An 18,439-nucleotide genomic window follows, 5' to 3' on the forward strand; every position below is an offset into this window, starting at 1 on the left:
AACGCTTTTTTTATCTTACTGAGGTATGTTTTTATCTCACTCACCCACTTTTGTTTTTTGCAATTTTTCTTTTATGTAATCATCACAGCTGTGGGACGGTTCCCCATGACTCCACATTCCCGCAAGCTGAATCTGTCCGGAGCCGTACACAGCTTCCCTGGCCCCGTCAATTTCCGGATTGACGTATTTTAAAAACCATTGTTCCAACTCGTAGTCCAACTGCTGACGGATAAGGGCGCTGTCCCCCTCCCCGCCGAGAAGCAGATTCCTTCGCTCTTTCGGGTCCTTCTCTAAGTCATACAGCTCGTTTGGACCGTAGGGATACCGCTTGATATACTTGTACCTTCTCCCCCGTATCATCCGGTTTGGGCCATATTCATCCATCACGACCACATGCTCGTCCTGCTGGAACGCTTCTCCCCTCAGGGCCGGCAGAAAACTTCTGCCTGGAAGCGTCTCCTGGCTTCCCCACCCTATCCCCACATAATCCAGCAGTGTGGGCATAAAATCGTAGGCCGATACCAGGGAATCATTCACCACACCCGCCGGAATGACGCCGGGCTGGCTGGCAATAAAGGGGACTTTCACGGAGGACTCGTACATATTGATGGGGAATGTTCCATTTCCCTTGCCCCAGAATCCGTGATGCCCACAGCTGAAACCGTTGTCGCTGCTGAATATAACCAGCGTCTCCTCACGGATTCCCAGCTCCTCAATCTGCTCCAGAATTCTCCCGATATTTCTGTCCATGGCCGTTGCTGCCGCGTAATATCCTATCTGATTGGACCTCAAATCCTTCAGCACCTCTTCCGTCAGATAAATGCTGTCAGGGTGTTCCTCCTCCATGGGACATGACTCAAAGGGACATTTTTCATATAAATCCGTATATTCTTTGGGGTGATTGTTCAGCCACGGCGCATGAGGTGCCGTATAGCCGACTTGAAGATAGAAAGGCTGCCTGTTGGCATACTCTTTCATAAAAGATATGGCGTCATCCGTGATGACATCGGTGACATAACCTGGCTCGGTCACAAGCTGGCCCTCTCGATAAAACGGCGCACCATAATAAGGGCCTCCGCCAGACTTGTGCGCAAACCAGTGTGTAAAATTTTTTTGAGGTACAGAACTTTTCCCAAGATGCCATTTCCCTGACAGCCCACACACATAACCATGTTCGCTCAAGAGGTCCGTGTAGGCCAGCTGCCCTTTCAAGTATTCTATATCCTCCTGTTTTTTATTATCATCCCTAAGCCAGTCATGAACTCCATGCTGAGATGGAATCCGCCCCGTCAAAAGAGACGCTCTCGCCGGTGAACATACCGGTGAAGCGCAGAAAAAATTCTCAAAGCGCATCCCCTCTCTGGCAAGTCTGTCCATATTCGGCGTGATAATCTCCTGATTACCGGAGCACCCCATCGCCCACGCACCCTGGTCGTCTGATAATATAAAAACAATATTTGGTTTTTTATAACTCATGCTGTTCTCCTTACTATTACATGGTAATAGCTGCGGCAAGTCGAACATTTGACTTTAGTATATAAAAAATAATTTAAAAAGTAAAGCCTTTTCTAAAACAGGCCGCCCCCGAAGAAAGCTCCCCTTCCTCCGGTGACGGCCTGCCATCTTAATTTATTTTTTTCCCGCTGCGCCCAAACTTTTTCTTTTTGAAGAACGGCACCTTGGTGGCGGCGGCTTCCGCGCGGCCTTTTCCGCTCTTCTGGTAGGAGCGGATGGTCTCGTCCAGCTGCTTGAACCGCTCCTCCTCCTTCTCGTCATTGACCCGCATCAGATACTCAAATTCCTTCATCACCTTGTCCGATACGATCTCTCCCACATCGTTGCTCAGCTTCTCCCGGTTGGCATCCAGGGCTTGTCCAATCACGTGATTCATAATCGTCTGGAACTGCTCCATCTTCTCCTCATTGATCACAATCTGGGCCTGGGCCGGCTCCACTTTGCTGATTCCCGTCTCTTTGCTGTCCGGCTCGTTCTTGCTGTCCTTCCAGGCCGTCTTCATATCCTCTTCCATGATATCCTCCGACACCACAATTTCCCCCATTACCCCCGTCATCTTGTCCAGGGCATTCTTAATCGCCTTCAATTGATATCCCTTCTCCTTCAATTCTTTTATTTGCCGGAAAAGACGGATATGGAATTCCGTATAATAGCGGTGCCCCATCTCGTTTCTCGGAATCTCCAGTTCCAATTCCTCTTCCCAATATCGCAGGACGTGGGATTCTACATCCACTTTTTTCGACGCATCCGATATTAAATAATGTATTTCAGCCATATCAGTATCCTCTCCTTTGATTCACAATATTTGTACTTTATTTAAGTCTATGCCTTGAGAATCAGGATTATGATAAAATACCATAAAAAAAGAAGACTTTTTTTCAAGTCCTCTTTTTCTAAATTCACTTTCTGAATCAACGATTTGTCTACTGCTCATAAGGCTGTCGCACCGCGTTGGCGAACTTGGTATACTGCGGCATCCATACCAGATTGACCGTGCCGATAGGGCCGTTACGCTGTTTGGCGATAATTACCTCGGCGATATCTTTATCCTCGGTATCTTTATTATAATAATCATCACGGTACAGGAACATTACCACGTCGGCATCCTGCTCGATGGCTCCCGACTCTCGAAGGTCGGAAAGCATAGGGCGGTGGTCCTGTCTCGTCTCACAGGCACGGCTCAACTGGGACAGCGCAATCACCGGCGCCTGCATCTCCCTGGCCAGAGCCTTCAGAGAACGGGAAATCTCGGAAATCTCCTGCTGACGGTTGTCCCCGTTTTTGCCGTTACCGGACATCAACTGCAAGTAATCGATGATAACCAGGCTCAGTCCGTGCTCCAGTTTCATCTTCCGGCACTTGGAGCGCAGCTCCGTGATGGAGATACCCGGAGTATCGTCAATAATCAGTTTGGAATTGCCGATGACACCGATTCCTTCCACAACCGCATCCCAGTCGGAATCTGTCAGGGCCCCCACTCGCAGCTTCTGGGAATCCACGTTGGACTCCATAGAAAGCATACGGTTGACCAGCTGCTCCTTGGACATCTCCAGACTGAAGACCATGCAGGGAAGTCCCTTCTTCACCGCCACATTATCCACCACATTTAAGACAAAAGCGGTCTTACCCATGGAAGGACGGGCCGCAATCAGAATAAAATCCGAGGGCTGAAAGCCCGATGTCTTATAATCCAAATCGATAAACCCGGAGGGCACGCCTGTCACCGTATCTTTATTCTTAGACGCCCTCTCAATATTCTCAAGCACATTGAGAGCCACCCGGCGGATGGGCACAAACTCCCCGGAAGTACGGCTCTGGAGCAAGTCAAATATGGTCTTCTCCGTGTGAGCCAGAATATCCTCCAGCTTATCTTTCCCCACGTAACAGGTGTTGGCAATCTCTTCATTTACCTTAATCAGTCTTCTCAGAACTGCTTTCTCACGCACAATGTTGGCATAGGACTTCACGTTTGCGGAAGTGGGAACCGTTGTAATGATATCCCGGACGAACTCCAGACTGCTGACCTCCGGAGGCACGTCTTTCTCCTTTAAACGATTTTGAAGGGTAACCAGATCAACCGGTTTCCCTTCATTGAATAATTCCACCATGGATTCAAACATCACACCGTACTGGTGCTGGTAAAAATCATCGGCAGTCACAATCTCCGAGGCCGAGATAATGGCCTCCTTGTCCATCAGCATGGAGCCGATCACCGACTGCTCTGCCTCAATGCTGTGAGGTAGCACCCTTTTTAACAGGGCTTCATCCATATGTTACGCCTCCTAAGCCTCGACTACCTTCACGGCCAGCTTGGCTGTGACATCCTTGTGTAACTTCACCGGCACCTCGTGGGTTCCGAAGGTTTTTAACGGCTCCGGCAGAACCAGTTTCTTCTTGTCAATATCCAGCCCCAGCTGCTCCGTAATCGCCTTGCCAATCTCCTTGCTGGACACGGAGCCGAATGCCCTGCCGTTTTCTCCAGCTTTGATAGACAGTGTCACGGAAGACTTCTCTAACTTCTCTCCCAGTTCCTTTGCCGCCGCCAGCTGCTCCGCCGCAATCTTATCCGCGTTGGCTTTCTGTAACTTCAAGTCATTTAAGTTCTTCGGAGTCGCCTCCACACCCAGCTTTTTGGGCAGGATAAAGTTTCTGGCATAGCCCTCATTGACCTTTACAATCTGTCCTTTTTTTCCTAATGCTTTCACATCTTCCAGTAATACGATTTCCATGTTATGATATGTCTCCCTTCTCAAGCATTTCTATAATAACGGTTTTTAACCGCTCTATGGCTTCCTCAATCGTGATGCCGGGGAGCTGCGCTCCTGCGATCGTCCTGTGGCCGCCGCCGCCCAGCTTCTCCATCATCACCTGCACATTGACCTCGTCAATGGAGCGGGCGCTTAAGTAAATCGTGCCATTATACTGCGACAGCACAACCGACGCCTTCATTCCGTTGATGCCCAGCAGCTCGTTGGCCGCCTGGGCCGCCACGATGGTGGGGTTCTCCACCCCTTCCGCCGGACACACGCTGATTGCAAAGGCGCCCTCGAACACCTCCGCCATCCGCACCGCCTCGGCCTTGGCCTTGTAATCATTCATATCGTCCCTGAACAGCTTGCGGACTCTTGTAATATCGGCACCGCTTCGTCTTAAATAAGCCGCCGCCTCAAAGGTCCTCACGCCGGTCTGGTTGGTAAAGTTGTTGGTATCGATGACGATACCGGCATACATGGCATCCGCCTCCGGCGATTTGATCTTGATGCCATCCGCGATGTACTGCAACACCTCCGCCACCATCTCACAGGTGGATGACGCATAAGGTTCCACATAGGACAGTACGGCATTGTCTATAATCTCACTGCTCTGTCTGTGATGGTCAAGCACCACAATGGTCTTCACCATGCGAAGCAGTGCCGGAGCATCCGTGATACTGGGACGATTCACGTCCACCACCACCAGAATCGTGTTGGCGTCCACCCGCTCCGCCGCCTGGTCGCCCGTCAGGAACAAGTCCTCCGGGTAATCCGGGTTATTCATAAACCGCTCCATCATCGGCCGCACCGACGATGTCACTTCGTTGATGACAATATTGGCCTTTTTATTCAGGGAAGTCGCTATCCGGTAGATACCGACGGCCGCGCCGAAGGAATCGATATCCGACAGCTTGTGTCCCATAATCAGCAGACGGTCTTTGGTCTCCATCAGCTCCCGGAGGGCGTGGGCCTTCACCCGGGCCTTCACCCGCGTGGTCTTCTCTAACTGCTGGGATTTGCCGCCGTAATACTGAATCTTCTCCGCATCCTTCACCACCGCCTGGTCGCCTCCGCGCCCCAGCGCCATGTCAATCGCCATGCGGGCAAAATCATAGTTCTGGCTGTACGTCTCGCCGTTCATGCCCATACCGATACTTAAGGTGACCGCCATCTCGTTGCCGATATTGACCGTCTTTACCTCCTCCAATATGGAGAACCGGCTGTCCTGCAATTCCTGCACATACTGCTGCTTGATGGTAAAGAAATATTTATCCTTCTCCAGCTTTTTCACCACGCCGTTCATTCCGGCAATGTACTTGCTGATTTTACGGTCTATCAGCGCCATCAATAGGGAGCGTCTCACTTCCTCCACACTCTCCAGCGCTTCCTCGTAGTTGTCCAGATAGATAAGACCCGCCACCATCTTCTGGTCGTTAATCTCCTGTCTGTATTTGAGTATCTCCGTCTCGTCAAACAGGTAAATGGCAATCAGTTTCTGTCTGTCGGCCTCCGAGCCCAGCACATCCGTGGCCTCCGCCCCGTCCTCTTCCATAAGCACCGGCTTCAAATCAATCCTGTATTTGCTCTCCCCGTACTCACAGTGTACGCTGACCGTCTCTTTTAGTTCAGCCAGAGTCTCCTTCGTCACCTCCGGAAAAAGCGATATCAGGTTCCTGCCGGACCCCTTCTCTTCTTTGGAAATGCGCAGAAACTCCCGGTTCATCCACAAGATACGCCCCGTCTCATCCGCCACCGCATAGGGCAGATTCAAATCCGCCAGCAGCTTCTTCTGGACCCAGGCATACTCCGCGGAAAACTCCACAAGCCCCGCCATGAGACGTCTGCGCTTATACACATAAATCCACAGTGCAATGACAATATAAATCAGCGTCAGGCCGCACATCACAAGACCCGCCGTTAAATTCACCGCACCGATAATCAGATTCATGATGACAAGCAAAACGGACAGAATCACCGGCCACTGAAGATAGAGTCCCAGCTGTCCTTTTACTTTTATCTTTTCTTTCATATACGTCTCCTTATCTAAAGAGCAAAGCTCACACGTGCTTATATTATAACATAAAGGCAGGGGTTAGTCTATGGGGACGGTAGGAAATGAAAGAAAAGCCGGATACCCCTCCCTCACGGAGGCCGCACCCAGCCTGTCTGTCACTGTCATTTATTGTAAATCCAAACGCCTCTCTCTCAACCGGTACTGAAATCCATCTCCCGATTGAATAAAATGAATCGGGATACTGTCTGTGCCAATCGCCTCCGGCAGCCACTGAGCCATGTACTTCATACCGGGCTCCTCCACATTGAAATGTCCCATCTCCAGAATTGCCTTTTTCTCTCCCGATTCCACCGCATCCCGCACATAAGCCGAGACAGTCCAGTCACAGATTTCCAGTGGGATTATCACATCCGCTTCTGCCGCCTCCCTTATGATTGCGTCATCCCCCTTCTCCCCGCTGCAATGCTCCGCCATGAACACCGTGGAAACTGTCATGTCCTGCTCCCCGACGATGCGAATTCCATTTAAGTTTAGTTTATCCATCAAAAAATCCGCCAGCTCTTTTAAAGAAATCTCAGGAATCCGGTACCACAGAGGTTTTAACTGATCACCGATTACATAGTTCTCCCATCCCATCTCTTTCATGAAACCATAATAGATATAATCTTTCCGAATCCGCTCCGGAACCCAGGGTTTTCCCTTCCCGTGCATATGGTCATGATCCCGGAACACCACCATTTGTGAATTCTTTAACAAATCTGTTTTCTTCTGATACGCCGGCAAGTCCCAAAATGCTTTCGTATCATAGGAATCCCCATAAAACAGAGATTCATGTACAATCAGTAAGTTACAATGTTTCTCCACGGCCTTCCGTATCACAGACGGCGTGGCATAACAGGTGATTGCAATACCCGTGCACTCCTGCTCCACATCCCCGCATTTCACCGTGTCCCTCGTTCTCGGATTCTCATAGGGCTGGTGCCACGCAATCAGACTGGATATGATTTCCCCTATCTTCATGGGTTCACCGCCCTTGAAAGCTCATCAATTCTTCGATTCAAATCAATTGACATATTTGCCATATCCACGGCCATAAGCGCCATCGTATAATGGTCATAAGCATGCATCAGAATGGGCGTTACCTCCACTGCTGCCCCGCCGGCCTCTCTGCTCATTATCTCCGTCTGGTCATTGTGAGCCCGTTTCAGACATTCTTTCGCCTCTTTGATGAGAACATCCGCCTTCTCAAAGTCATATTCCGCCGCCGCGCTGATCGCCTTCATGGCCGCGTTCTGCGCGTCGCCTGCATTCATAATAATCTGAAAGCTGGTCTCATACGTCTTTTCTTTATTGATTTCCATGATTATGTTCCTCCCTTATGAACTCCTGATACAGACCAATCAGAGTCCCAATTTCCGGTTCCGTTTTTAATTTATTCACCATACCCTGTTTTTTAATAAGCTCCAGCACAAATTCAAAAAAGGTATCATGTTTTTTTACAAAGTCCTCCCTGTAAGACACCAGAATGACAATCTGCACTCTGGAATTTCCCCAGTTCACCGGCTGGGGCAGAACCGCACAGGATATAATATCTTCATTGCTGATAATCCCGTTGGTGTGCGGAAATGCCACACTGCCAAAGCTGGTATCCTGCATCTGCTCCCGCTCCAGAACAGAAGCCAGAAAATCATCCGAAATCGTTCTGACACGGCTGATGCGGGCTACCATTTCCCGGATAATTTCATCTTTATCCGCCGCCTGGATATCATTAAAAAACAACTCTTTTTGAAACAGCTCTTCGTTACCGGCCATATTGCTGATAGCCCGCAGCGCCTGTCCCACATGTTTAGAACTGCTGTCATCAAAAAATGTCTTAATCTGGAATACCGGAATCGGCAGCTTCGCATTGATGGGAACCGTGCTGAAAATACAGTCAAACGCACCGATATCCTTCGTTTCCAGTTCAAACAGATTGCAGGTATCAATTGACTCAATCTGGTCTCCAAATTTATTACAGATATTGATTCGCAGTATCTGGGAAGTGGCTTTCCCACTGGTACATACAATCAGAATTTTCTTCTTTTCCTTCGCCTTCAGGCTGTCTAACGCTATTTTAAAATGCAGCGCATAATACGCCACCTCATCCTCCGCCACCTTGCACTGATAACGCCTTCCTATCACGTCACACGCATGCAGCGCGATGTCATACTCTCTGAAATACTGCATCTGTATCTCTTCCGTAAACGGATTGTGGCACACCTGATGAAATTGAATCCGTTTTAACAGCGGCACCGTATGCAGACTCAGCGCAATACGCAAATCAAGATTATCGGAAAAATCATAGTGATACTTCTCCTGAATAACCGCAAACATTTCATCTATGATGTTGGTCACATCGGAATTAATTTCATCCTGCACCGCAATCTGTTTCGTTGATAAATGTAAAATGATATAGCAAAGTTCATCGATGGAACAGGTAATCCGAAACTTTTTCTGCAATTGATGCATGATTTGGGCGGCAAGCTGCCGGTGCGGCTCCTCCAGCAGCGCATGTTTCATGTCCTCATCGAGAACAATCCCTTTGCCCTCCTCCATCCGAATCATGGCAATATATAAGTGAAGAACAATGTCCTGAATCAGTAAATCCGTCAGCGAATATCCGTATTCTCCGGCCGCCGACAGCACAATCTCCCTGATATCATCCAGCTTCTCCATATATTTGGCCACTGCCCCGGAATACATCATCATCCCATTTTCTTCATCTACCCCGATATCACTGCGAAGAATATTCGCCAGACATTTCCGCCTGGAAATCTCATCCGCGATAATCCGGCTTCCATGATGAGGTTTACTCTGTATCTCAATTCCATAATTACGGAAAAATGCTTTCACCACGGACATATCTTTGTTCAGCTGGGATTTCGAAATCGCAAGCATTTCCGCCAAATCATCCATGCTGATCTCATGATCCAATAACAGAAACCGCTTCTCAATCTGTCTGACACGGTTCTTCTGGTCGTTTAAGCTGGTCAATTGATTCATACGCTGCTGTGGAAGAATCTCATTGCGGTACTTCCAGTATTTATCCGTATCCTCAATCACAATCGTCAGCCCATTGCCGTGGCCCGTCTTACCCTGGATTTTAAATCCATTCTTTTCAAATACGGGTTTCAGCTGCTGCAACTGCTTTTTCAAGGTGCTGACATTGGTTCCGAGTAACGCCGCACAGTCACTGCATGTCAGCGGTTTTTCACTGTCGCTGACACACTGAATCAATTTTAAGATTTGGTTTTCGTTCAACCGTGCCATGTCAAACACCTCTCTTCACCGCTATTTTTCAAGATAAAGCGGACTGCCAGTCTCCTTTAAATGCTCCTGATACTCGTTTGTTCCATACAAGGCATCCCGGTGATTCACCAGTTCAATCCTGTTGTCGATAATCCACTGTATCACCCTCTCATCGCACAATGCCTCCACATCCTTCACACGGGGAAGAGTACAGCTGGATTCCGCCAGCACATAATCATCCAGAAAACCGGGATGCCGTGAAAACATGGCAATCTTATCCTCCTCAACAGGCATCGCCATCATCGCCTCCGCCGGATGATAAAAAGGAAAATCTTCCACCTTTAACGATTTGATATAGGAATTATCCTTCAGCGTAATTTCATACAGACGTTTATCCAGATACTCTTCTTTACATACAATCTTTTTTCCATTATAACCGATTCCCTGCAAAAAATCATGGGCAATTCCATATTCATCACACACGGTTTCGATGGCCTTATTCAGTGGATTGTGAAAGCCCCCCATAGACCAGGTATCCGGGATTCTTCCCAGCAAATCCCTGCACCTCTCTAACTGGGCGCGGCATTCCCTGACCGCCTCATCATAGTCAACCGTCTGCGTCAATGTCCGGTCTTTTCTCCATTTAAACCGCCCGGCTTCATCCACCATGGACGGCACTTCACTGGCGGACAGAACAGGTCTTCCCCAAAAATGCGTATGCCACCCAATACTAATCCACGGATAATCTCTCAGTCTCCGGCAGGCGTCCGCAAAACCGGGTGTATCCAGCATCAAATCACAGGAAGTCGTGATTCCATGTTCCAGTGTCCGAAATGTCCCCTCATTGTGTATGACGGTATATCCCACATCATCCGCTCTTACAATTAACTTCATGTCCGTTCTCCTTGTATACAGGGTACTGATTGCTCAGTACCCTGCCTGATTATCACTATTTAATCTGCACCATCAGACCGCTGAAGTACGTATCACTCTTCATGAATTTCTTCAGCGCCCCCATCGTCTCTTTTTTACTGTTCTTTGTATTGTCAAACTTCACCGTCACACTGCGCTCCTTCTGTGAAACCACCTCAAACGCAATACCGGCAACTTCCTTACCTGCAAACAGCTCGATCACTTTCTCCGGCTTTGCGCAGGTAATAGTAATCGTATCTTCCGTATTGCTGGCATCTACGATACTTTCCTGTGCATTTTGCAGAACTGTCGCTCTGCTTTCTTCTTTCACGTACTGCTTATCCAGCGCTCTGACAAACGGCAGATAAATCAGACAGCAGATGATAAACAGCACAATCCACCAGAACAATCCCACAAATCCGCCAAACTGGATAAAGGCCAGAATGAAATAAGGGCAGTTACGGATTTGTGTTCCGTTACAATAGGGAAGCCATCCCACCACATTCAGGAAATATGTAAAAAATACGGAAACCGGATATGCAATAATCGTCGGTATCGCCATAATCGGGTTCAATACGGTAGGAAGTCCAAAATTAATCGGCTCCGAGATACCAAAGATGGCAGGCACGGCCGCAACCCTGGTTACGCTCTTTGTTCTGTGAGACCTTCCAACTACAAAACACATAAAGATCAGCGGTAACACACCCGGCGTCAGGAAAAGCCCTGTCACGATGCTTGTCATCTGCTGCCCGGCTGCATACTGAGCCAGGTTTCCGAGACGGGCTTCCGCAAACAGAATATTTTTCATCTGATATGTCACAGCGCCGCCATGAATTCCCAGCCACCACAGTGTCATGGAAATTGTCTCAATCACCGCAACTCCCCACGGTCCCGAAGTAACGATGCTTAACGGTTTCTGTAACAGTGTATAGAACGCGGTAAATACATCCCCCCAGGGTGTAAATGTAAACACGTAGCGGATAATGATAAAAACAAACGCCACCAAAAACGCCGGAATCAGCGAGGAAAATGAATTTGATACAAACGGCGGCACCGAATCCGGCATTTTAATCGTCCACTTTTTCTTATTCGCATAGGTACACAGGGCGCCCACGCCAAACCCTACAAAAAGTGCAATAAACATCCCCTTGGCACCCGTATAGGTAAACGGAATTGATGTCACGGCATCCCAGCTCTCCCCAACCGTCTGATACGGAACAAGAATCACAAAGGCAAACAGTGCAATCAGTCCTGTCACAATGGCATTTTTCTTATTTCCTTTTTCCACACAGTAATAATAGGCGACTGCAAATACCAGATAAATTGAAATAAATTCTGTCGTATACTGCACCGGAATATTCAGAATGGTGTCAAGTCCCGTACTCGCCAGCAATCCCGTCCACGCCGCACTTGGAAACCCTGCAATCAGAGCAAAAATAGAACCAATCATCATAAACGGGAATATCAGCATAAACGAGTGCTGTATCACATTTAACACCGTAGCTCTTGATATCTTCCCGGCCCACTCAATTAATTTTTCTTCAAAGTTTTTCCACATAATTCTCCCTTCCCGTACCCGCTTACACCCCTGCAATTTCTTCTGCAAATTTCAAGATGGCGGCTCCGTCCACATTACCGTAATCGGTTTTATTCATAATCGCAACCTTGGCATCCGTCCCACTGACCTGCTCCTGTACCTGTTTTAACGCATGTGCCACCTGCGGCCCAACAAGAACCACATCAGGCACCTCATCCTCCTCATCAACGGAATTGACATCCGTTGCACTGATTTGATAATTCTTCCCCTGCTCCGCAGCCGCCCGTTTCATCGCGGCCACCACAATACTGGTAGACATTCCCATTGAACAGCACAGTAAAATCCTCATTTGTCACCCTCCTGACTATTTTCTTTATAGTTCTATTATAAATCATGGCATTTGGTTTACAATTTGCACTTTGGCACTAATATTAGGTCCCAACATACAGTCAAAACAGTATATAAAAAGAGCCGCCGCGCATCCATCATCCCTGATGATACGCAGCAGCTCGTTCCTAAACCCAGCTTCTGTACAAAAATCACTATAAAATAATATTCCTCTGTTTCCCGTCCATCCAAAGTTCCAAACTCTCAAACACAATCTTCGCCCGCAGCTCCATGGATTCCTCCGAGGCAAACGCGATGTGAGGGGTCACAATGGTGTTGGGGGTGTGTAGCAGCGGGTGATCGGTGTTCAGCGGCGGCTCTGTCTCGAACACGTCTATGCCGGCGCCGCCGACGGTTCCCTCGTGGAGCGCTTTGGCCAGCGCCTCGGAATCTACCACAGGGCCTCTGGACGCGTTGATGAGGATGGCGCCCTTCTTCATCTTTCCTATGGTCTCCTGGTTTATGAGGCCGGTGGACTCCGATGTCAGTGGGCAGTGGAGAGTCACGATGTCAGAGCCTGCCAGCAGTTCCTCCATCTCCACATAGTGAAGGTATTCCGGCGCGTCCTTCTTAGGGTACAAGTCATAGGCCAGAATCTTACAGCCAAATGCATGATACAGCTCCGCCACCCGGCTGCCGATGGCTCCGGTTCCGATGATTCCCACGGTCTTGCCGGCCAGCTCCCGTCCTACCAGTCCATCTTTCGTCTTGCCTTCCCGGCATCTCGCATCCACTTGGGGAACATTTCTCAAGAGGGACAGCGTCATCCCGATCACCAGTTCCGCCACCGACTCGTTGGAGTAGCCGGACGCGTTGCTGACGGCAACCCCGTTCTCCTTTGCTGCTTCCAAATCCACATGGTCCACACCGGTAAACGCCACGTCGATAAATTTCAAATTCTTGCAGGCACGGATGACCTCCCCTTTCAAGGGCATATTGGCAATCATAATCACGTCGGCATCCTTGGCCCGCTCAATCTGGACAGCCGTATCCATGTCACGCCCATAAGCCTGGAACTCATGGCCCTCAGCCTTCAAATTTTGGGCATACCCCTCCAGCACCTCATCCTTTACTCCCAGTGATTCCAGCAGTACAATTTTCATGTTTCTATCCCTCTCCTTCTCTCTTCTTTCACTCAACAGATTCCCGGTTTATAAGTGACGGAATACTCCGCCGCCAGACGAATGGCCTCGCACATGCTGACCTCGCTGGCCAGATTTTTACCCGCTATATCAAAGGCGGTCCCATGGTCCACGGATGTGCGGATATAAGGCATTCCCACCGTCACCGAGATGGTCCGCTCAAAGTCCACCATCTTCGTTGCAATATGCCCCTGGTCATGATACAGGGAAATGACGGCGTCAAAGTTTCCCTTCAGGGCCAGATAAAATACGGAGTCCGCCCCAATCGGCCCCTCTATATTGATTCCCTCTGCCCTGGCCCTCTCAATGGCCGGCGCCATCTCCCTGACCTCCTCCCAGCCAAACAGCCCGTGCTCCCCACTGTGAGGATTCAGCCCGGCGATAGCCAGCCGTGGGTTCTCAATACCGAGATTCTGCATTCCCTGATGAACCCTCTTGATATAACGGTATACATGCTCCTCCGTCACAAACTCAATGGCCTGCTGCAACGACAGATGCCTGCTCAGAAAGAACACCCGGAGGTTCTGCACCTGGAACATGGTCATGGGGTCCTCCACGCCGAGAAGTCCGCCGATAATCTCCGTATGGCCGATATAATGGATATCCGCCGCCTTCAGCGCCTCCTTGTTGATGGTGGTGGTGGCAATGGCGTCCGCCTCCCCACTCTTTAACAGCTCCACCGATTTCTCTATAAACTCAAAGGCAGCCCGTCCCGCGTCCCGCTGCACCTTGCCAAATTCAATCTTACTGGCGTCCACATTTTTCAAATCAATCAAATCCAATATTCCAAATTCCGCATCCACCTCGCCCGGATGCTCCACACAGCGGATTTTAACCTTTGATTCCGTCACGGAAACCGCCCGTTCCATGGCTGACAGCTCTCCGACCACGATGGGCCGGCACCATTCATAGACCTCCGGATGCCCCATGGCCTTCACCACAATTTCCGGTCCCACACCGGCGATATCACCGACAGGAATCACCACAACTGCCTTTTTCATCCTTCTTCCTCCTGCACACTTATCTGATTTATCATTTTTACACAGGACAACATTTTATGTAAGGTCTCTCTATCTCCTATCATCCCGCCTTTGGTCAGGATTTTCATCCCTGACACCTCTCCGCCTGCCGCATATCCATACACCGCCAAAGGACTGATCTCCCCCTGGGGCTCCACTCCCTCCATTCCAGCCAGCCCGGCAAATGCTTTCGCAATATCGCCGCCGCTGAGATAGATGAGCTCGAATTTCGTTTCCCTCTGCTTCACCAGTCCAAGAGCCAGACCGGCCACCGCCTCCGCGATCAGTTCCGCTGTCCTTCTTCCCTCGCCGGAATCGGAGGCCACATGAAACCGCTTGGAGTAAGCCGTGGTGATACAGAGATTCTCATGACCGGCCCCTTCCTCCCGGAAATACCGGTTTACCCGGCACATTTCCTCCGCCGGCTCCCGAAGCAGCCGTTCAATGTCCACCGGATACAGACAGACATCTCCGTTCTCCTTCAAAAAATCCAGCTGCTCCCTCGACGTCTCCGACAGACTTCCGACTACCAGCAGATTCTTTCTCCCATCTTCACCGCTGCCCGCAAACCGCAGGGATGCCGTCTCCAGCGTAAAATCTCCCGGGTCCACACAGACATAAGCCACACCCGATTCCACGCACCCTCTGGCTATGGTCCGGATGTCATCCATGTCCGCGGCGTCCACCACCACGACGGAGCATTCCGAATCCCGCAGTCTCCCGGCGACCTCACCGGCACCCCGGTGTACCTCCTCCAGGGAAATCCAGTCCACCTGTCTCTCCGTCTGCTTCCGGATAATGTCCACCGCCCGGGACTCCGTCACCGGAGTTCTTGGGTCTCTGGCCGCCCCGCTTTTCTCCAGCGGAATTCCCTCCACCAGCACATACCCGCCCACGCAGATACGCCCAGCCCTGGGTCCCGCCGGAACCACCACGGCTTTCCAATCCCTTGGAACTGCCTCCAGAATACCTTCTATCTCTTTCCCAATATTGCCTCTCAGGGTGCTGTCAATCCTCTTGCTGACAAGGACTCCCGTCTTTCCATCCTGTTCAAGCGTTGTTTCTCCATTCCATTTATGCGCCGCTTCCCCCAGACATCTCACCGCCGCCTGGTACACCCGCGCCTTTGCCTCCTGCCCCTCCTCGGAGCGGCTGTCCGTGTTGATGCACACCGCCTCATACCGGTTCCACGCGCCGTCCGGCAGCTCATCCCGGAAGCTGGAAAATGTGGAAAATCCCCGCTGTCGAAGCAGCGCCCCGGTATCGTTGGCCCCGGTAAAATCATCCGCAATCACCAAAACCTCAGCCATGCCTCCTGCCACCTCCTCTGTCGTTCATAATCAGATTGTCGTGGCCCGGCACAATCACATCCGCCGTATCGGAAAGCATCCGTATGGTTTTAGCCGCCTCCTCACTGTCCTGCTCAAACATGGAGGTCTGATGCCTGAAATGGTCTCTGGTCATCACACCATCCCCCGCCACCACCACGCGCCGGCCATCCGCCCAGAAGGCGGCCCCGTGCAGGTGTCCCATATGGCCCGGCAGAGGTAACGCATAGACTCCCGGCAGAAATTCCCCTCTCACGCCCACCACACGGCCTCCGTCAATATGCTCGGAGCTTCTCAACTCCTCCGCCACCGGCTCCGCCGCATACCACACGGCCTCCGGAAAATAATTCAGTCCCGCCTGATGGTCATAATGGCTGTGGGTCACAAAACAATGGGTGATGTCTTCCCTGTGAAGCCCAGTCCGCCGGTTAATGTCAAAGTAATAATCCTCCGGTGTCACCCTCAGCGTCGGGTCAATCAGAAGCACAAACCGGCTCCCGTCCTCCATCCTTCCCCGCACCATGGTAGAGGTGCAGGTGGACGGATTCCCCCTGGGCGGCGCCTCCTTCGTCTCACCAAAATATGGATTCCATTTCAGATGACCGATGACAATGATCTCAAAATCCTCAATCCGCCCCTGAATCTTATCAAATACATCCCCCATCTTCGTAACCTCCCCGCGAATCAACCGGAACACAGTGATCCCGAAGCTCCTCATACAGCTTCATGGTCTCCGCCGTATCCCCAAACGTCGCAGCCGGACTCACCAGCCCTCTCACTGCATCCACATAATGCTCCAGTTCCCGCTCAAATCCATAATGTCCATACAGAGAGGAATGCCCCTGGTTATAATTCCACCCCTGCAAATCAAGTCCTGGTTCCAGCACCGGCGACAGCCCCCGCTTATCCGACACCGGCCGGTTGTACTCCAGGCCCTTCACGTTATCGACAATCACATTGCAGCCATCTCCCGTAATCTCCACCCGCTCCATGGGATAATCCTCCCGCTGAAACGACGATGTCTCCAGAAATCCCAGCGCCCCGCTCTCCGTGACAAAGCGGATATGATACCCCGCTTTTCCCACACCGCGGACGACCTTTTCCCCATGGATTTCCCGGATTTCTCCCATCAGATACCGGGCCAAATCCAGATGATGGATGACATGGTTCAACAGGAAATATTCATCCGAAGGGTAAACTGAGGAGTGGTACTTGGCCATATAAAGCATTTTCTCCCCGAATTCCCGTCTCTCCACAATCTCCTTTGCCATCTGGTAGGAGGTGGTAAACCGGCGGTTGAACCCCACCATGGTGAAGCATCCGGAAGCCTTCTCCAACTCCCGAAGCTCCACCGCCTGTGCATAGGTCTCACACGGCGTCTTCTCCACAAACGGGCTGATGCCCCGCTCCATACAGGCTTTCGCCGCCCGGTAATGGAGCCCCGCATTTCCGGCGCAGAGCACGCCGTTCAGCTCTTCCCGGTCGAGCATTTCCTCCAAGTCCGTGTATACACGCTCCGCCGAAAATTTCTCCGTGAAGCGCCGGCACCGCTCCTCATTTCTGTCACAGACCGCCGGCAGATGAACCGGCAGTCCCACCGTCAGCGGATACAGTCTCCGATACATGTGGTCCCCCAGCCCGATAAGACCAAGCCTTAGCATCTTCTCCTTATACATACCGTTTATGTACCTCATCCAAGTCTATTCTGCCTGTCATATCATTGCAGATTTCCACATTTTCCACCACTCTCGCCGCGCTTCTCATGCCAATCAGCGCCACATCCACCAGCGGATTGGAGAGCACAAACTGAATCAATGCCCGGCTGTAATTGAAGGTATTTTCCGGGTTCACCATCTGAATCCATCTCTGGAAGGTGCCGGATGTGGGCGCCCGCATGGTGACAATCCCCATTCCCTTTTTCTCCGCCTCTATCATGCTTCCAAAGGGACGGCTCGGCTCATAAGGGTGCTGGAACAGAAAATTATAGCACATCTGCACCACGTCAAACTCCCCGCTGTCAATAAATTCGTACACCACGTCATTATTGTCCTCCGTGGTAAATCCCAGATATTTCACCATCCCGGACGCCTTCAGCTCTCTCATGGCCTCCAGCATACCGCCCAGCCCCAGGATGCTGTCACGCCGCTCTCTGCTGATGCTGTCCCCATGAATCTGAAGCAAATCCACACTGTCCCGTTTCAGGTTCTTAAGGCTGTTCTCCACCGAGCGCATCACTTCATCCCTGGTCCCAAAACTGGCCTTGGTAGCCAGGAAAATGGATTCCGGCTTCACTCCCTCAAGGGCCATGCCAAACATTTTCTCACTCTGACCGCCTCCGTAGCCAGGCGCCGTATCAAAGTAGTTGATCCCCAGCTCCAGCGCCTTCTCAATGGCTTCCACCACGCCCCGGATGCTCTCGTCGCTGGACGGATCGTACTCATGAAGATAATTTTTCAGTCCCGCTACCGCACCGCCGAACCCAATCCGGCTCACCGTTCTTCCCGTGTTCCCCAATTCTCTATATTCCATCGCACACATTTCCCC

The 18,439-nt window shown here is 50.7% G+C and carries 17 protein-coding genes; all 17 read right to left on the reverse strand.

The features are described 5' to 3' along the window. Window positions 1-36: 36 nt before the first annotated feature. The 17 genes from HMPREF9473_RS23560 to HMPREF9473_RS23640 all read right to left on the reverse strand — a co-directional run bounded on the left by HMPREF9473_RS23560 (window position 37) and on the right by HMPREF9473_RS23640 (window position 18,424). Complete coding sequence (locus HMPREF9473_RS23560) at window positions 37-1,476, reverse strand: sulfatase-like hydrolase/transferase (protein WP_006782741.1); 1,440 nt, start codon at window positions 1,474-1,476, stop codon at window positions 37-39. 148 nt (window positions 1,477-1,624) lie between these two features. After that, entirely contained in the window at window positions 1,625-2,290 is a 666-nt protein-coding gene (locus tag HMPREF9473_RS23565; protein ID WP_006782742.1) for a helix-turn-helix domain-containing protein, read from the reverse strand. Between the two features lie 148 nt (window positions 2,291-2,438). After that, window positions 2,439-3,785 (reverse strand): replicative DNA helicase, encoded by a 1,347-nt coding sequence (dnaB, locus tag HMPREF9473_RS23570; protein WP_006782743.1) that lies wholly within the window; start codon window positions 3,783-3,785, stop codon window positions 2,439-2,441. A gap of 12 nt (window positions 3,786-3,797) precedes the next feature. Further along, window positions 3,798-4,244, reverse strand: a complete 447-nt coding sequence (gene rplI / locus HMPREF9473_RS23575; RefSeq protein ID WP_006782744.1) for a 50S ribosomal protein L9 — start codon at window positions 4,242-4,244, stop codon at window positions 3,798-3,800. A gap of 1 nt (window position 4,245) precedes the next feature. Beyond that, entirely contained in the window at window positions 4,246-6,297 is a 2,052-nt protein-coding gene (locus HMPREF9473_RS23580; protein WP_006782745.1) for a DHH family phosphoesterase, read from the reverse strand. 150 nt (window positions 6,298-6,447) lie between these two features. Continuing rightward, window positions 6,448-7,302: a Nif3-like dinuclear metal center hexameric protein gene (locus HMPREF9473_RS23585; RefSeq protein WP_006782746.1), complete on the reverse strand. Its 855-nt coding sequence runs from the start codon at window positions 7,300-7,302 to the stop codon at window positions 6,448-6,450. After that, window positions 7,299-7,643 (reverse strand): PTS lactose/cellobiose transporter subunit IIA, encoded by a 345-nt coding sequence (locus tag HMPREF9473_RS23590; RefSeq protein WP_006782747.1) that lies wholly within the window; start codon window positions 7,641-7,643, stop codon window positions 7,299-7,301. The genes HMPREF9473_RS23585 and HMPREF9473_RS23590 overlap by 4 nt, the downstream gene beginning before the upstream one ends. Next, the gene (locus HMPREF9473_RS23595) at window positions 7,630-9,591 is read right to left on the reverse strand and encodes a BglG family transcription antiterminator (protein WP_006782748.1); all 1,962 of its coding nucleotides are present in this window, start codon (window positions 9,589-9,591) and stop codon (window positions 7,630-7,632) included. Before HMPREF9473_RS23595 ends, HMPREF9473_RS23590 begins: the two co-directional genes overlap by 14 nt. A gap of 21 nt (window positions 9,592-9,612) precedes the next feature. After that, window positions 9,613-10,464: a ChbG/HpnK family deacetylase gene (locus HMPREF9473_RS23600; protein ID WP_006782749.1), complete on the reverse strand. Its 852-nt coding sequence runs from the start codon at window positions 10,462-10,464 to the stop codon at window positions 9,613-9,615. A gap of 55 nt (window positions 10,465-10,519) precedes the next feature. Further along, window positions 10,520-12,040 carry a PTS sugar transporter subunit IIC gene (locus tag HMPREF9473_RS23605; RefSeq protein WP_006782750.1) on the reverse strand — a complete coding sequence of 507 codons (1,521 nt, stop codon included), beginning with the start codon at window positions 12,038-12,040 and terminating at the stop codon, window positions 10,520-10,522. A 22-nt stretch (window positions 12,041-12,062) separates the two neighbouring features. After that, window positions 12,063-12,368: a PTS sugar transporter subunit IIB gene (locus HMPREF9473_RS23610; protein ID WP_006782751.1), complete on the reverse strand. Its 306-nt coding sequence runs from the start codon at window positions 12,366-12,368 to the stop codon at window positions 12,063-12,065. A gap of 193 nt (window positions 12,369-12,561) precedes the next feature. Then, window positions 12,562-13,509 (reverse strand): 2-hydroxyacid dehydrogenase, encoded by a 948-nt coding sequence (locus tag HMPREF9473_RS23615; RefSeq protein ID WP_006782752.1) that lies wholly within the window; start codon window positions 13,507-13,509, stop codon window positions 12,562-12,564. 32 nt (window positions 13,510-13,541) lie between these two features. Continuing rightward, a complete protein-coding gene (gene pdxA, locus HMPREF9473_RS23620) occupies window positions 13,542-14,549 on the reverse strand; it encodes a 4-hydroxythreonine-4-phosphate dehydrogenase PdxA (RefSeq protein WP_006782753.1) in 1,008 nt (335 codons plus the stop codon). Further along, complete coding sequence (locus HMPREF9473_RS23625) at window positions 14,546-15,877, reverse strand: four-carbon acid sugar kinase family protein (protein WP_006782754.1); 1,332 nt, start codon at window positions 15,875-15,877, stop codon at window positions 14,546-14,548. The genes pdxA and HMPREF9473_RS23625 overlap by 4 nt, the downstream gene beginning before the upstream one ends. Then, window positions 15,870-16,559, reverse strand: coding sequence for an MBL fold metallo-hydrolase (locus tag HMPREF9473_RS23630; protein WP_006782755.1), 690 nt, complete (start codon window positions 16,557-16,559; stop codon window positions 15,870-15,872). Before HMPREF9473_RS23630 ends, HMPREF9473_RS23625 begins: the two co-directional genes overlap by 8 nt. Then, entirely contained in the window at window positions 16,543-17,571 is a 1,029-nt protein-coding gene (locus HMPREF9473_RS23635) for a Gfo/Idh/MocA family protein (protein WP_006782756.1), read from the reverse strand. Before HMPREF9473_RS23635 ends, HMPREF9473_RS23630 begins: the two co-directional genes overlap by 17 nt. Beyond that, window positions 17,564-18,424 (reverse strand): aldo/keto reductase, encoded by an 861-nt coding sequence (locus tag HMPREF9473_RS23640; protein ID WP_006782757.1) that lies wholly within the window; start codon window positions 18,422-18,424, stop codon window positions 17,564-17,566. Before HMPREF9473_RS23640 ends, HMPREF9473_RS23635 begins: the two co-directional genes overlap by 8 nt. Window positions 18,425-18,439 lie beyond the last annotated feature (15 nt).

The sequence above is a fragment of the Hungatella hathewayi WAL-18680 genome, from assembly GCF_000235505.1.
Classification (GTDB): Bacteria; Bacillota; Clostridia; order Lachnospirales; family Lachnospiraceae; genus Hungatella_A; species Hungatella_A hathewayi_A.

What these genes read in the sequence shown, in the direction of transcription:
- HMPREF9473_RS23560 (WP_006782741.1), bottom strand. Translation starts at nt 1,476, where the DNA reads ATGAGTTATAAAAAACCAAATATTGTTTTTATATTATCAGACGACCAG.
- HMPREF9473_RS23565 (WP_006782742.1), bottom strand. Translation starts at nt 2,290, where the DNA reads ATGGCTGAAATACATTATTTAATATCGGATGCGTCGAAAAAAGTGGAT.
- dnaB (WP_006782743.1), bottom strand. Translation starts at nt 3,785, where the DNA reads ATGGATGAAGCCCTGTTAAAAAGGGTGCTACCTCACAGCATTGAGGCA.
- rplI (WP_006782744.1), bottom strand. Translation starts at nt 4,244, where the DNA reads ATGGAAATCGTATTACTGGAAGATGTGAAAGCATTAGGAAAAAAAGGA.
- HMPREF9473_RS23580 (WP_006782745.1), bottom strand. Translation starts at nt 6,297, where the DNA reads ATGAAAGAAAAGATAAAAGTAAAAGGACAGCTGGGACTCTATCTTCAG.
- HMPREF9473_RS23585 (WP_006782746.1), bottom strand. Translation starts at nt 7,302, where the DNA reads ATGAAGATAGGGGAAATCATATCCAGTCTGATTGCGTGGCACCAGCCC.
- HMPREF9473_RS23590 (WP_006782747.1), bottom strand. Translation starts at nt 7,643, where the DNA reads ATGGAAATCAATAAAGAAAAGACGTATGAGACCAGCTTTCAGATTATT.
- HMPREF9473_RS23595 (WP_006782748.1), bottom strand. Translation starts at nt 9,591, where the DNA reads ATGGCACGGTTGAACGAAAACCAAATCTTAAAATTGATTCAGTGTGTC.
- HMPREF9473_RS23600 (WP_006782749.1), bottom strand. Translation starts at nt 10,464, where the DNA reads ATGAAGTTAATTGTAAGAGCGGATGATGTGGGATATACCGTCATACAC.
- HMPREF9473_RS23605 (WP_006782750.1), bottom strand. Translation starts at nt 12,040, where the DNA reads ATGTGGAAAAACTTTGAAGAAAAATTAATTGAGTGGGCCGGGAAGATA.
- HMPREF9473_RS23610 (WP_006782751.1), bottom strand. Translation starts at nt 12,368, where the DNA reads ATGAGGATTTTACTGTGCTGTTCAATGGGAATGTCTACCAGTATTGTG.
- HMPREF9473_RS23615 (WP_006782752.1), bottom strand. Translation starts at nt 13,509, where the DNA reads ATGAAAATTGTACTGCTGGAATCACTGGGAGTAAAGGATGAGGTGCTG.
- pdxA (WP_006782753.1), bottom strand. Translation starts at nt 14,549, where the DNA reads ATGAAAAAGGCAGTTGTGGTGATTCCTGTCGGTGATATCGCCGGTGTG.
- HMPREF9473_RS23625 (WP_006782754.1), bottom strand. Translation starts at nt 15,877, where the DNA reads ATGGCTGAGGTTTTGGTGATTGCGGATGATTTTACCGGGGCCAACGAT.
- HMPREF9473_RS23630 (WP_006782755.1), bottom strand. Translation starts at nt 16,559, where the DNA reads ATGGGGGATGTATTTGATAAGATTCAGGGGCGGATTGAGGATTTTGAG.
- HMPREF9473_RS23635 (WP_006782756.1), bottom strand. Translation starts at nt 17,571, where the DNA reads ATGTATAAGGAGAAGATGCTAAGGCTTGGTCTTATCGGGCTGGGGGAC.
- HMPREF9473_RS23640 (WP_006782757.1), bottom strand. Translation starts at nt 18,424, where the DNA reads ATGGAATATAGAGAATTGGGGAACACGGGAAGAACGGTGAGCCGGATT.